The following is a 13,405-nucleotide window of genomic DNA, read 5'->3' on the forward strand; positions in this document are numbered from 1 at the left end:
CTGGTTCGGTGCAAGCCGGCCAGACCCTTTTTTTATTGTCGGGCCACCAGGTTCTTCAGGCCGTACAGGCGTTCCCGATGCAGGGTTGCCGTCAACGGCTCCGGGTCGCGGCCCAGCGCGACATAGTCCGCCGGAATCTGCGCGATCGCATCCTGCATGTTTTCGGGCCCCGCATGCCACCACTGCACCAGCATCCGGTCCGGGTTGTAGACGTCCAGGCCCTGGCGGCGCAGCTCGGAACGGTTGAAGTCCTTCAGATTCCACGTCAGCACCTGGACGGTCGGCGTCTGCGGCAGCCCGCAGCGCGCGCGCCGCGCCAGCCCGGCCGCGATCACATGGAAATCCTTGGGGTCGCTATAGCGCAGCGACGCCTCATAGACCTGCGTGTCGGATTCCAGGGCCGCCGGAAACCGCGCGTTCATGTCCGCCCAAAAATCGGCCATCACCTCGGGCGGAATATCCCAGATCCGGCAGGCGTTGCGGCGCCATTCCTCGCCAATGCGCTCGGTCCATACGGGCTGAAACACACCGGCCTCCGCCAGCCGCAGCAATAGCCGACGCAGGATGCCAGACATGAGGACGCAGGCGTCCAGGACGATGAACGGGGGAGAAGGAGGGGGCAGGCTCAAGATCGGTACGGCCGCGGGTCCGGAAAACGCGCACACGCTGCGCGCCGCGGACGCCCGGGCGGGCGGAAAAATGGAAGGCGAGGCAGAAGGATAGTGTTTTTTCCGGCATTCTGCCCGACCACGCATTACTTCTTCAGGATTTCGTCCAACGCTTGCAGCACCAGATCGCTGGTCCCGTGCAGGCTGACGGCGAATGCGCCGTAAATGACCGTCAATACCACCACCGCGCTCACCCACGGCGTCCACCAGGGCCAAAGGCGGCCAACGCGATAGCGGCTCGAAACGATATTCTCCTGCGCATCGGTAAGCACTTCGGGCGTCTCGCCACGCATTGCACGGAGCTCGCGATGCAATTTGGAAATAATCCCCTGAAGCGCTTCGTTCTGATTATGTTGCATGCCGTATTTGCCTTTGAAGCCGAGGCACAGGCACAGGTATTTGAACTCCAGGACATCGCGGTATTTGGTGCGGTCCATCATCATGCGCGACAGAACCGTGAAGAACTTTTCACCGCCCCAGGTTTCGTTGTGATTCACGCTGAGCAGTGACCGTTCGGCCCACCGAGAATGCGCGCCCCAGGGCGTGCCCATGACCGCTTCGTCGATGAAACTGCACAAGGCATACCGATAGGCCAGTTGCGTGGCGCTGTCGTAATCGTGCTGGCGGATTTCCTCATCCAGCGCTGCGATCTGGTCGCGTACGGCGCCATAAAGTTGCTCCACGCCTTCATAAGTCGCCAGTTTGCGAAGGCGGATGACCAGCGCGAATAATGGTAGTGCGCCGTCGACCAAGGGGTTATAGCCATGCCCCCGCAGTTGGAAATTCAGATCGGGGTCGCGATCGATATTTTCAATGGTGTCGAATGCGATCAGACCTTTCTGCTCGATCGCCGCGACGGGGCTTGTTCGAAAAAATCCTTCCGGCTCGGCATTTATATTCTGGATTGTGCTCATGTCATTGGCTCCTGATCGCCCAGAACTGCAATTCCATTTCCGGATAATCCCCGGCAATATGGAAACCAAACCCCGCCGTCTCTCGCATCATCTGCCAGCTTGGGTGGCTTCGATCAAACTGAAAGTAGGTAAATCCCGCATGAAAGGGCAGGTGGCGCGGCGCGACGGGCAAAGGCAATAACGGAATGCCCGGGAGCTGCAGGCTGACCAGTTCGCCCAGCCTCTCCATCGACGTCACCTTGGCCTGCTGCACGAATTGCTGCCGCAATGTGTCCAGCGGCATGCGCGCGCGCACCGCCAGGATGAAGTCGGCTTCCGAATACAGGCGCCGGTCGTGCACGGCGCAGGTCAGCACGCCGTATTGCTGACGTTCGATGGGCAGCGAAACCGCACGGGGTTGAAGCACCGTGCTCAGCGCACGCCGCAACGTGTCTTCCAGCACCCGGAACGACGCGCGGGGATCGTCGTGCTGATAGGCAGGGTACTCCTGAGGAATTCGGCCCTCGTCGGTGAAGGTGACCAGTTCGCCGCAAGCCTGGCTGAAAGCGACGTACAGCTGCTCCGGATGGACGCGGCGCAATCGGGCAAGATGCAGGAACAGCGGATGCAGGCGATTGAGGACCAGCAGCAGGTTGAAATCGGTCACATCGGCGACGCCGGCCTGGCCGGGAGAGCCGATGCGTTCGGCGATGTTCTTGGCGCGCTCGCGCATGAGACCGGCGATCTCCCCGAGATAGCGCTTGAGCGGAGGAATCGCATTCAGCGAGATTCCCGTGGGGTAGAACGACTCGTCCAGCAGCAGGCTGCCATCCGGACGGCGGTCGAGCAGGCGGCATAAGGCAATGCCTGTAAACGCGCTGCGGTCGTCGCGCTCCAGCGCAAGTTGCAGATTCAAGGCTGCCAGGTTCATCGGCACGTAATCGCCCTCCTGGCTGTGCGTGTCACGCACCTCTTCGCTGCGAGTCACGTAACGGGCATTGGCGTAGGTCTCGGGCCATTGCACCTCCAGCACGCCATCGGAACGCAGCGGCAACGTCAGGTACACGGTCTGGTTTACGGCCGAGGCGTCGGTGATGGGCAGCGGCACCGGAGGAGGCTGATCGTTGGGGATGTCGAATACGCTTCCGTCGGGCATGACGCCGCGCGCGCGCACAATCGCAATCTTTCCAAAGCTCAGGTATTCCTGGTTCAACTCCAGTTCACTGAACCCATACAGGTTTTCGCTCACCCCGCTGATGCGCTGATTGGCGTGGTGCTCGGCGGCGCGCGCCTGCTGTTGAAAATGCTGAGGCTTGACGAAAAGCCCCTCGCTCCAGATAACGGGATTGCGTGATGTCATGGATTGGAACTCGATTGCAAGGGACGATGGCTTTCGTCGGTGATGGCGACGCGCGTGCCGCTCAGCGTCAGCAGCAGGGCATACCGGCGTCCCTTTGGCTCCAGACGGAACGCCTGCTTCCACACAGCGCCGTTCTGTGCGTGGAAGTCGGCCACGATGGCGACATATCGCGTGTCCGGGCGGATGCGCGCAAAGTCGATGTATTTGAACTGCCCGGGCTGCAGAACGTAGTCGTCCTGCGTCACGAAGGTGGTCCCCAGCGCTTTTTCCAGGTCCTTGGCCAATAGAAGCGGGTCTGCGTTCAACAACAGCGAATCGTCCTTGAGTTGCAATACCTTGAACGCAATGGGCGTGGCCAGGCTGCGCGATGGGGGGGCGGGCGGGAGAGCGGCGAAATCCAGCCCTTGGCTGTACTGCCCAAGACCGCGCGCCGGCACGTGCGCCTGCGGATCGGCAATGTCCTCATCCACGAGCGCGAGGGGAGAGGGGGCGCTTGTCAGGTGCTGGCTGGCCGCCGCGGCTGGGGCGCCGAATCCGCGGTTGGGCAGGTAGTGGGGCGATACATCAAACCTGGCGGGAAGTGGCGATAGGGCCACGACGACACGGGCTTGGGAGACGCGGGACGAGCCGCGATCCACACGGCTCATCGATTGCGGCGACGCCGCTGTGTCCTCGAGTTCGTCGAGCAGCGCCCGCAACTCGCCGATCAAATCGTGCCGGTTGCCCGATCGCAAGCTGATTTCGAAGGCATCGCCGCTCGCATCGCCTCCCGGCTGGGCGGTGCCGGACAAATCCGCAGGCTGCGGCACGTGGGCGCTCTCAGGATTTGGATTGACGTCGTCGGCGGCGTACAGGCTCAGACCGATCAGGCTGGGCTGATCGTCCGGGGCGCCCACTGGTATCGACGGGTCCATCAGGATCTGCCCTGTCTTGGTCAGGACCTCGCCCACCGTGCCGCACCCGACGAGCATGCTGACTGCAAGCCCGGCCAGGATCGGACGTTTCATTGGGCCTCCGCACGCACGGCGCGTTCGTAAGACTGCGCGAAAACTTCCCAGAAGAGTTTCTCGAAACCGCGCTGGCGTGCCGAGCGGAGTTCTTCGTAGTAATGCGTGTACATTCGCCATGCCCAGTCGTTCGAGCCCGCATGGGCGGAATCTTCATTTCCATAGCGGCAGAAGCGGTTCACCAGCACCTCGGGAGAAAACGCTTGCAGCAGGGCATCGAGCCCCGCTTCGATTCCCTTGATAATGGCGGCCTGATGCCCCTTGAACTGCGTCATCGTCTCTTCGACCGCGGCCTTGGGCGACAGATGCACGACGCTGCGCTCTCGGGAGAACAGGGCGCGCACGGTGTCCGGATAGCCTTGGCCCAGGCGCAGCGGATTGTCCTCGATGGGCTGCAGCGTCAGCGTGTTCATCGCCAAGCGCGATACCTGAGGCTCCGTGGCGTCGTACAGCGCAGCAATGCCTCGAATGGCCGCGCCGAGCGCCTGCCCGGCTTCGACCAGCAGTGCACGGCCCGCCTGCGCGTCCATGTCATCGAGCGCCACGTCCATGCCCTGAAGCAGCGCCAGCGCCGCCTGCGCAGAATCGCCGAAGGAGGGCGCCGCCGGGGCCGTCCAGCCGGGGTCGGTAAGAGTGGGTTCGCGTGACTGCGACATGCTGAAGTCTCCAGAAGTGATCTTGGGCGAGCCGGCGACCGCAACGTAACGGGTGGAGGCCAGGTCCGGCTGGGTGGGCGCAAGCGCTGCGCCCCGCGCATTGCCGGCATCCAGTGGCGAGGGCGGGGCGAACGAAGGTTGCTCCGCGGCGTCCAGGGCGCGCAGCGGGTCAAGGTCGGTGCGGGAATCGCGGGCGGCAGCCAAAGCCTGGAAGGCAGCATCCGCGCCGTGTGTGCCGCGGGCCTGATCGAACGGATAGCGGTCGGCCGGCAAATCGTCCATTGCAGCGCGATGCGCATTGAGGATCTCGCTCACGTCATACTGGGCGAGATGGCGCGAAGCGTCCGGCATCGCATGCAGCGCGTCGTCCAGGTGCACCGTAACCCTGTACGGCCCGATGTGCAGGACGTCGGCGTCGCTCAGGCGCGCGCCCACCATCACGCCCAAGGGGTCGCGCGCATCGTTGACACGAGTGAATCCTGATCGGTCTATCACGCAGAATGCGTCGTCGCTGTGGCGGATCTCGCAGTGCAACGCAAGCACGCGTCCCGCCTTGTCCACCAAGGTCCAGCTTGCGCCGTGGCTGCCTATGGTGCCGCCGTTCAAGTCAAATCGATGCCGGGGCGTGCTGCCATGCTGCAGCGCCTGGGGATTGGCGACGACGAGCACGATGCCGCGCTCGGAGAGGGAGGTTGTCATAAGCGCGCCTTGATTCTGACGTGGGAGGCGCGGCGCACGACCGTATGCGCCACGAAGCTGGTCCAACCCAGATGCGCGCCGCTGGCGCGTCCCAGGTTGAAGGGCGGGACCTCTTCCTGCCGCAACCCGAGTTCCAGGTCATAAGCGGCCGGGTCGCGCAGCAGGAAGTCGATCAGTTTGCGCAGGCGTTCGAAATTCTCGCCGCTGGGCAGGAACTCGCGAAAACGTCTTTGATCAAGGTCGGGAATGACGATGGTGAACTTGCTATAGCGTGTACGTACACGATCGCCGATCACAAAGGAGTCGCCCAACGTTCCGTTGCGTCTCCCCAGCATTAGCTGTTGGCCAGCGTTGATGTGCATGTATCGCGGCTCGAACTCGCGCAGGCGCACCGTCTTGAGGTCGAAACAGTGCGCAATGATGCCCGCGACCACCTGCGCTGAACGGCTACGCCCGGCAATCGCGCCCGCATAACTCAGCAGGCGGCTCCAGGCGATGGGCGTCACGCCGCGCAGCTCCGAGTCCCCCAAACCCACCATGGCGAAAACGTAGCGCGAGAACCGATCCTGCGCCTCCCGTTGGAAACGCACGTAATAGCGATACTTGCGCCAGGCCTGATGCAGCAGCGTCAGCAGCCGGTGATGGAAGAAGTCCAGAAATGCCGGACGGATGCCAATGCCTTGGCCGTATTCGTAAGCGAGCCGATCCAGATAAAAGCCGGGCAGGGGGGAATCCGGTCCCTGCAGGCCGAAAAAAGTGGCTTGCACGCGGTAGTCGCTGCTGGCGGACGCGGGCATGCGTTCGGCCAACTCGACGTCGGACGCCGGAAACCCCAGTCCTGCGGAGCTGCCAAGGCGCACACGCTGGCGCTCCGGCGCCGCGCTGTCCGGGGCTTCCAGGTTGTCGCCGTGCAAGCCGTGCAACTGCTCGAGCAGGCGGAAGAAATCAAAGTTCTTCGCGTCAGCCAGCAGATGGTCGGCTAGATCAGCGGTTGTTTGCCGGTCTGCAGGGGCCATTCGTAGCGTTCGTTGTTGCCGGTGTTGGTGGCTTCCAGCAGGTGAAAGGAATTGATGCTCGCGTACAAGGCGAGGAAGTGACTGAGCACCGTGCCGAACAGGTACAGGTCGCCTTCGCACAGGAAGGCCTGCGGATCCAGCCGGATGCTTGTCTTGAGGCCGCGGATGGGAAGGCCCTTCATCAGCAGGTCCGTCGGCGTGGTGACCGCGCCTTCGATGCCGTCCAGCCGCTTTCGCGTGGCGCGGGCGCGCTGAATGTCATGCAGCGCCGCGAAGTCGTAGCCGCGAAGTACCGCCTTCAGCGGCTCTGTCGACAGCAAAGACAGGTAATTGAGCGACAGGTTGGAAATCAGCGTCCATTGCAGTTCGCCGTCCAGGACCGGCCGATATGACGGCGTGGGCCTTGTGACGTTGCCATAGCGGGCGAACGTTGGCGTGGTTTGCGTTTGCAGGCAGATGTCACCAGCCGCGAGGGATAGGGGCAGGTCCTTGTTGGTGCAGGTCAGCGCAAGCGAAACGGTTTCATCCTCATCGATGTAATGGGTCTCGTCGCTTCGGATGAACGAAACCCGATGCCGCACGCCGTCGCCGGCCAATTCCTTCTCGATCCGCGTTCGGTAGTAGAGGGCCGACCGGCCCTGCGCATGTTCGATCTCGTGCTGCAGTGATTCGAACGGATGGAAGGTGCGCAGGAATTCTCCGCGCTGGCCATCCGCCTTGCGGTGCCAACCGCTCACCTTATCGATGCTGAAGATTTCGTAAGCGTCCTGGCGTTGTCCCCCCGGCAGAATCCGTTGCTCTGCCTGACGGCCATTCAGATTGATGGGCTCTGCATCGTGCTCGAACAGATTCACTGCAGGCGTGCAGTACAGCATCAGGTCGTTGGTGCGCAGCCGGATGTCGGCGGGCATGGGGCGCGAGAAATGGAACTCCACGCGGACGTTGCCGTGGCTGTCTGCCGGCCAGAGCGAACGTAAGGCCGTCAGGCTGAAGAACTGAAAGCGGCGTGGGAAGATGAAGTATTCCTGGAGGATCCGATAGCCGTCGAACACATTCTTGGGATAGGGAAGCAACGCTTCTTCGGGAGAGAATCCGGGAAAGCTCACCTGGCGTGGCGACAGCTGGCGCGTTTGTCCCCCGCATTCCACCCGTATTTCGCTCAAGTATCGGGATAGCCACAAGTACAGCGTCAGGGCAGTGGCGTCGTCACCGCTCAGGTGAAAGTCGAGCTGATCGCAGTCGAAGCTGTCCAGCGAATTTCCCGCCATCGGTGCAAGGTCCACACGCATGATGGACTTCTCGCGCGAGTGCGCATCGCTGACTTCCTGGATACGTAGCGGATAGATCGTGACGTCCGCGCAGGTGCGAAACTCGCAACGAATTCCCTCGACGGCGTGGGACTGGATCTGCGTACCCTTTGGTATCACCTGCCGCGTCGTGATGGCGCGATCGACCGGGTCGAACCGCATGATGGTCACGCTGGGCAGGGGGCGCAGGTAATTCGGCCACAAGAGTTGCAGGAGCGAATGGGTCAGCTCGGGAAGGTCGTCTTCGATCTTGAGCCGCAGCTTGGCCGTCAGGAACGCAAAACCTTCCAGCAGCCGCTCCACATCGGGGTCGGCCGCTTCGTCGCCCAGAAACTGCGATAGCTGCGGATTGTCGCGTGCAAACTCGCGGCCGAGCCTGCGCAGGTAATCCATTTCTTCGCGGAATTTTCCCCGCAACGGCATGTTCGATGCGCCTCCTTGGGCGATGGCTATACGATTCGCGCGAGTCGATCCGGGCGGTGGATGACGAGGTCGATCTCGACCTGTTCGGCGGCGTTGGCAAGGGGAACCAGGCAGTCCAGCCGGAAAGTCAGGTCAAGCGGACGCGAGGGATCGGGGCGGGCGCGAACCGCCAGCACGCGTACCCGAGGTTCGAACTTGGCCACCGACTGGCGGATGTCCTGGCTGACGCGCAGCAGCAGGTCGGCGCTGCCGATGGCGGCGTCATTGAAGTCGCGCAGACCCAGGCCGGGCGTGCTCAGCGAACACCCCTGGCGGCTGTTGAGGATCAGCTCGAGATGATGCTTGATCGCCAGGATGCGCGCCGCTGCGGCATCCTGGCGTCGGACGCGCCGCGGCGGCGCGTCCGGAGTCAGCCGCTCGAACAGGCTCGCCTGCCCGGATGTTCTGGGCATGCCGCGTTATTCCTTGTCCAGGCGGCCCACGAGCGACAACTCGAAGTTGGCGCCCATGTACTTGAAATGCGGGCGCACGGCCAGCGAAACCTGGTACCAGCCCGGGTTGCCGGCAACGTCCTGCACCTGGACTTTGGCCGCGCGCAGCGGACGGCGGCTGCGCACATCGGAAGACGGGCTTTCCTGGTCCGCGATGTACTGCTTGAGCCAGCCATTGAGCTCACGTTCCAGATCTTGCCGCTCCTTCCAGCTGCCGATCTGCTCGCGCTGAAGGACCTTGATGTAGTGCGCCAGGCGGTTGATGATGAACATGTAGGGCAGTTGCGTGCCCAGCTTGTAGTTTGTCTGTGCGTCCTGGCCTTCGGGCGTCTTCTGGAAGCGTTTGGGCTTTTGCACCGAGTTGGCGGAGAAAAAGGCGGCGTTGTCGCTGTCCTTGCGCATCGTCAGGGGGATGAAACCCTCTTCGGCCAACTCGAATTCCTTGCGGTCGGACACCAGCACTTCAGTGGGAATCTTGGCTTGCAGCTGTCCCAGGGATTCGTACAGGTGCACCGGCAGGTCGTCGACCGCGCCGCCGGATTGCGGTCCGATGATGTTCGGGCACCAGCGATACTTGGCAAAGCTCTCGGTGATACGGCTGGCGAGCAGGTAGGACGTGTTGCCCCACAGATAGTTGTCATGGTCGCCTGCGATCGTCTCGCGGTACACGAAGCTGCGGGCGGGGTTTTCAAGGGGATCGTAGGGCTGGCGCAACAAGAAGCGCGGCATGGTCAGTCCAAGATAGCGGGCGTCTTCGGATTCGCGCAGGCCGCGCCATTTCGCAAAGCGCGGACCTTCGAAAATGTCCTTCACTTCTTTCAGATTGGGCAGATCCTGGAAACTCTTGAGGTTCAGGAACTCGGCGCCGGCCGCGGCGAGGAACGGCGCGTGGGCCATTGCGCCAACCGAGGCGACATAGCTAAGCAGCTTGATGTCGGGCGCCGAGGGGCCAAACGTGTAGTTGCCCACAATGCTGGCAATCGGCTCGCCGCCGAACTGCCCATATTCGGCGGTGTACACGTGCTTATATAAACCACTGCGCGTGATGTCGCCGCAGCCTTCAAAATCGTCGAGCAATTCGTCCTTGGTGACGTGCAGGATTTCGATCTTGATGTTTTCCCGAAAATCCGTCCTGTCCACCAGCAATTTGAGTCCACGCCAGGCGGATTCGAGTTCCTGCAGCGGCTTGTGATGCAGAATCGCATCCATTTGATGACTGATCTTTCGATCGATTTCGGCAATCATCTGGTCGACGAGCTGTTTATTTACCTGCTGCTCGCGTTCATCGCTTTTTAGAATTTCGCCGATGAATGCCGCGACCCCCCGTTCAGCGACGGCATAACCCTCGTGCGTGGGTTCGATTCGGGTCTGCGCCATGATCTGCTCGAGCAGTCCCTGGCTTTGTTTCGTTTCCGGTGCAACGCTGGCTTGAGCCTTCATGCGCTTGTCCTTGTAAACCTGTGGGCAGTAGGTGATGGGTGGGGGATCAGGATGCGGACGTGTCCAGCACGAGGTCCAGTTCCTTGGCCAATGCGCTGCGCGCCTTGTCGTCGGCCAGCAGCGATTGCAATTGCTTGCGGAACGCGGGCACGTTGCCCAGTGGCCCCTTGAGCGCCACGAGCGCCTCTCTGAGCTCCAGCAGCTTGTTCAGTTCTGGCACCTGCCGGGCGATGGCATCCGGCGCGAAATCCTGGATGCCCTTGAATTGCAGGCCCACGCTCAGGGTGTCGTCCTCTTGGCCATCGCCGAGTCGAGTGGGCACCTGCATGGCCAGTTGCAGTCCGGCGCCGGCCATGACCTCGTCGAAGTTGTCCTTGTCGACGCGGACCAGCGGGCGGTCTTCAAGCGCGGCTTCTTCCCCATGTCCCTTGAAATCGCCCGTGACGAGCAGCTTGAGGGGCAATTCCATTTCTGTCTGCTGATCACCCGTCGCGGGCACGTATTTGATGTTGATACGTTCTTGTGGGGCGACGGAAGCCGATTTTGTAGCCATGAAAGTTCCTGGTTATTAACGCGGAAGCAACGGATTTGGAAGGCCCTGATTAAGCTGGGCGATGACGGTTGGTGTTTTGTAATTAATCAGTTTGGTTTTTGAAATACTGATTTCGGTGATCCTAAGGGGGTTATCGAGTTCGCAGAATAATAAGAATTCGAAAAATAAATGCTTGTTTAATTTGTTGTTCCTCGCATATTCTTGCCGCGTATTTTTGTGGGTTTCAGATAATCTCCGTTATTAATGGCTGCATTTGCGGAGCGTGTTTGGGCCTTGAAGATAAATAACGACATCGTGTCGGCCGAGTGCGATCCATGATCAGAATTGATTTGCCCGCAGTTATTCAGCGCTTGAACCCTGCCTGCCGTCAGGCTCTGGAAGAAGCTGCCAGCTTGTGCATCAGCCAGCGAGGCGCCGAGGTCACTGTTGCACTGGTGATGTCCAAGCTCCTGGACCAGCCGCTGGGCGACGTCAGGTTGTTATTGCGGCACGTCGCGCTGGACGTCGATGGCGCGCGGGCCGTCATGTCCGGGCGCGCGTCGTATCAGGCCGAGAGCACGGAGCAATACCCAACCTTTTCTCCGCTGCTGATCGAGTTGCTTCAGGAAGCCTGGCTGCTCGGATCGTTGGAGTTGGGGCAGACGGAGATTCGGGGAGGCAGCCTGCTCCTTGCGGCCCTGCTCAATGCGCCGCGGTATCTGCCCCTGGAGGCGGTCTCGTATTTCGAGAGCGTCAACCGCGAAGCGCTGCGCAAGAATTTCGGCGTAGTGCTGGCGGATTCGTCGGAAACACCCGCCCAGGTCGGCGCGGCGGCATCGCTGCCCGCCCCACACAGTGACGACAGCGCGCTGGGCCGGTTCGGCCATGACCTCACGGCTCAGGCGCGCGAGGGACGCATAGATCCGGTGCTTTGCCGCGACGCGGAGATCGATCTGGTGATCGACATTCTGTCGCGCCGCCGGAAAAACAATCCCATCGTGGTGGGAGACGCCGGGGTCGGCAAAAGTGCCGTCATCGAGGGGCTGGCGCTACGCATCGCCGAGGGGCGCGTGCCCGAAGCGCTGCAACAGGTTGCGATCTGGGTGTTGGACTTGGGCGCGCTGCAGGCCGGTGCGTCCGTCAAGGGTGAATTCGAAAAGCGGCTGAAGGCGGTCATCGACGAAGTCAGGTCGTCGGCGCGGCCGATCATTCTGTTCATCGACGAAGCGCACACGCTGATCGGCGCCGGTAATGCAGCAGGAAGTGGCGATGCAGCCAATCTTCTCAAGCCCGCGCTGGCGCGCGGCGAACTGCGCACCATCGCCGCCACGACGTGGTCGGAATATAAGAAATACTTCGAGAGGGACCCGGCCCTTGCGCGCCGCTTCCAACTGGTCAAGGTAAACGAACCCAGCGCCGAAAGCGCCGTTCACATCCTGCGCGGCCTGCGCCAGACCTATGAGGAGGCACACGGCGTCTATATCGGCGAAGACGCCCTGCAGGCGGCAGTCGCATTGTCGGCGCGCTATCTGTCGGGACGTCAATTGCCGGACAAGGCAATCGACGTCCTGGACACGGCCTGCGCTCGCGTGGCCACCGCGTTGGCCGAGCCACCTCGCAAACTGGCAAATCTGATGCAGGAGCAGACTCAGATCGAGGCGGAGTCAGCCTTGCTGCGGCGCGACGCGCGGGCAGGGAAAAAAGCCAATCCCGCACGATTGGCGGCCCTGGAGGAAATGTCAGGCGACGTGCAGCGGCGGACCGGACACGTTCAGGCGTCCTGGGCAAGCCAAAGGCAACTGGTCGACGATATTCTGGCCTTGAGAAGCGGCCAAGGCGAAAGCGCGTCGGTCCAAGAGGATGCGGACCTCGCCTCGGCGGTCGCCGAGCTGGCCGAATTGCAGCGCGGCGGCGCGTTGCTGCATGCGGATGTTGGCCGGGAGCAGATCGCGCAAGTCATCGCGGACTGGACAGGAATTCCGGTGACGACTCTGGACAGCAGCCAGACGGAACGTCTGGCGCAACTGCCGATCTTGCTTCGCGAGCGCGTCAAGGGCCAGGAAGCGGCGATAGACCGCGTGCACAGGCATTTGCTCACCGCGATGGCGGATCTGCGACGGCCCGGCACCCCACTGGGCGCATTTCTGCTTGCCGGTCCCAGCGGTGTCGGCAAGACCGAGACGGCGCTCGTGCTGGCCGAGGTGCTGTTCGGCGGCAAGCATTTCCTCTCGGTCATCAACATGTCCGAATTTCAGGAAAAGCACACCGTGTCCCGCCTGCTGGGTGCACCGCCGGGCTATGTCGGCTACGGTGAAGGCGGTGTGCTGACCGAAGCCATCCGCAGGCAACCGTACGCCGTGGTGTTGTTGGACGAGGTGGAGAAGGCCCACCCCGAAGTGCTGAACATTTTCTACCAGGCTTTCGACAAGGGCGAACTAGCCGATGGGGAAGGGAGACAGATCGACTGCAGGAACGTGCTGTTCATCCTGACGTCGAATCTAGGCTTCGACGAGCAGGGCGGTGAGCTGGCGGATTTGACTGACGAAGCGCTGCGCCAGCGGCTGTTGGCGTTTTTCAAGCCCGCGCTGCTTGCCCGCATGCAGGTCGTTCCCTACCGCTACCTGGACGAAGCCGTGCTGGGCGAGATTGTCGATGCACGGTTGGCGCGGCTTCAAGCCCAATTCCGCACGCGCTATGACGCCGTGCTGGACATCGATACAGAGGCACGGGCTGAGTTGCGCAGGCGCTGCAACCGCCACGCGAACGGCGCCCGATTGCTGGACGCGAGCATTGACGGCGAACTGCTCCCGCCGTTGTCCCTGGCGGTTTTGCAGCGCCTGGCCACCGGCGCGCCGTTTGGCAACGCGAGATTGCAGTGGCAATCCAGCGCTTTCACGGCCAGTCTGGACTGAG

The 13,405-nt window shown here is 62.1% G+C and carries 11 protein-coding genes; 1 reads left to right on the forward strand and 10 read right to left on the reverse strand.

The genetic code is table 11. The features are described 5' to 3' along the window. Positions 1–32: 32 nt before the first annotated feature. The 10 genes from H4P35_RS05095 to tssB form a co-directional block, all read right to left on the reverse strand. The gene (locus H4P35_RS05095; protein WP_255616285.1) at positions 33–575 is read right to left on the reverse strand and encodes a PIN domain-containing protein; all 543 of its coding nucleotides are present in this window, start codon (positions 573–575) and stop codon (positions 33–35) included. Positions 576–754: 179 nt separating this feature from the next. Next, the gene (icmH, locus tag H4P35_RS05100) at positions 755–1,582 is read right to left on the reverse strand and encodes a type IVB secretion system protein IcmH/DotU (RefSeq protein WP_082586261.1); all 828 of its coding nucleotides are present in this window, start codon (positions 1,580–1,582) and stop codon (positions 755–757) included. A gap of 1 nt (position 1,583) precedes the next feature. Beyond that, positions 1,584–2,921: a type VI secretion system baseplate subunit TssK gene (gene tssK / locus H4P35_RS05105; protein ID WP_226849438.1), complete on the reverse strand. Its 1,338-nt coding sequence runs from the start codon at positions 2,919–2,921 to the stop codon at positions 1,584–1,586. Then, the gene (gene tssJ, locus H4P35_RS05110) at positions 2,918–3,928 is read right to left on the reverse strand and encodes a type VI secretion system lipoprotein TssJ (RefSeq protein ID WP_226848335.1); all 1,011 of its coding nucleotides are present in this window, start codon (positions 3,926–3,928) and stop codon (positions 2,918–2,920) included. Before tssJ ends, tssK begins: the two co-directional genes overlap by 4 nt. After that, the gene (gene tagH, locus H4P35_RS05115) at positions 3,925–5,283 is read right to left on the reverse strand and encodes a type VI secretion system-associated FHA domain protein TagH (RefSeq protein WP_226848336.1); all 1,359 of its coding nucleotides are present in this window, start codon (positions 5,281–5,283) and stop codon (positions 3,925–3,927) included. Before tagH ends, tssJ begins: the two co-directional genes overlap by 4 nt. Continuing rightward, positions 5,280–6,299, reverse strand: a complete 1,020-nt coding sequence (gene tssG, locus H4P35_RS05120) for a type VI secretion system baseplate subunit TssG (RefSeq protein ID WP_180098953.1) — start codon at positions 6,297–6,299, stop codon at positions 5,280–5,282. Before tssG ends, tagH begins: the two co-directional genes overlap by 4 nt. Beyond that, positions 6,263–8,029, reverse strand: a complete 1,767-nt coding sequence (gene tssF / locus H4P35_RS05125) for a type VI secretion system baseplate subunit TssF (RefSeq protein ID WP_226848337.1) — start codon at positions 8,027–8,029, stop codon at positions 6,263–6,265. The genes tssG and tssF overlap by 37 nt, the downstream gene beginning before the upstream one ends. A gap of 26 nt (positions 8,030–8,055) precedes the next feature. Then, on the reverse strand, positions 8,056–8,481 hold the full coding sequence (tssE, locus tag H4P35_RS05130) for a type VI secretion system baseplate subunit TssE (protein WP_226848338.1): 426 nt from the start codon (positions 8,479–8,481) through the stop codon (positions 8,056–8,058). A gap of 6 nt (positions 8,482–8,487) precedes the next feature. Beyond that, positions 8,488–9,960: a type VI secretion system contractile sheath large subunit gene (tssC, locus tag H4P35_RS05135; RefSeq protein WP_226848339.1), complete on the reverse strand. Its 1,473-nt coding sequence runs from the start codon at positions 9,958–9,960 to the stop codon at positions 8,488–8,490. A 46-nt stretch (positions 9,961–10,006) separates the two neighbouring features. After that, entirely contained in the window at positions 10,007–10,513 is a 507-nt protein-coding gene (gene tssB, locus H4P35_RS05140) for a type VI secretion system contractile sheath small subunit (RefSeq protein WP_062840436.1), read from the reverse strand. A 314-nt stretch (positions 10,514–10,827) separates the two neighbouring features. Here tssB and tssH point away from each other — a divergent pair, with 314 nt between their 5' ends. Beyond that, entirely contained in the window at positions 10,828–13,404 is a 2,577-nt protein-coding gene (gene tssH / locus H4P35_RS05145) for a type VI secretion system ATPase TssH (protein ID WP_226848340.1), read from the forward strand. The last annotated feature ends 1 nt before the right edge of the window (position 13,405 follow it).

The sequence above is a fragment of the Achromobacter sp. 77 genome, from assembly GCF_020541125.1.
Lineage (GTDB): Bacteria > Pseudomonadota > Gammaproteobacteria > Burkholderiales > Burkholderiaceae_B > Achromobacter > Achromobacter mucicolens.

Coding starts and splice junctions, on each gene's coding strand:
- H4P35_RS05095 (WP_255616285.1), bottom strand. CDS start 575: ATGTCTGGCATCCTGCGTCGGCTATTGCTGCGGCTGGCGGAGGCCGGT.
- icmH (WP_082586261.1), bottom strand. CDS start 1,582: ATGAGCACAATCCAGAATATAAATGCCGAGCCGGAAGGATTTTTTCGA.
- tssK (WP_226849438.1), bottom strand. CDS start 2,921: ATGACATCACGCAATCCCGTTATCTGGAGCGAGGGGCTTTTCGTCAAG.
- tssJ (WP_226848335.1), bottom strand. CDS start 3,928: ATGAAACGTCCGATCCTGGCCGGGCTTGCAGTCAGCATGCTCGTCGGG.
- tagH (WP_226848336.1), bottom strand. CDS start 5,283: ATGACAACCTCCCTCTCCGAGCGCGGCATCGTGCTCGTCGTCGCCAAT.
- tssG (WP_180098953.1), bottom strand. CDS start 6,299: ATGGCCCCTGCAGACCGGCAAACAACCGCTGATCTAGCCGACCATCTG.
- tssF (WP_226848337.1), bottom strand. CDS start 8,029: ATGCCGTTGCGGGGAAAATTCCGCGAAGAAATGGATTACCTGCGCAGG.
- tssE (WP_226848338.1), bottom strand. CDS start 8,481: ATGCCCAGAACATCCGGGCAGGCGAGCCTGTTCGAGCGGCTGACTCCG.
- tssC (WP_226848339.1), bottom strand. CDS start 9,960: ATGAAGGCTCAAGCCAGCGTTGCACCGGAAACGAAACAAAGCCAGGGA.
- tssB (WP_062840436.1), bottom strand. CDS start 10,513: ATGGCTACAAAATCGGCTTCCGTCGCCCCACAAGAACGTATCAACATC.
- tssH (WP_226848340.1), top strand. CDS start 10,828: ATGATCAGAATTGATTTGCCCGCAGTTATTCAGCGCTTGAACCCTGCC.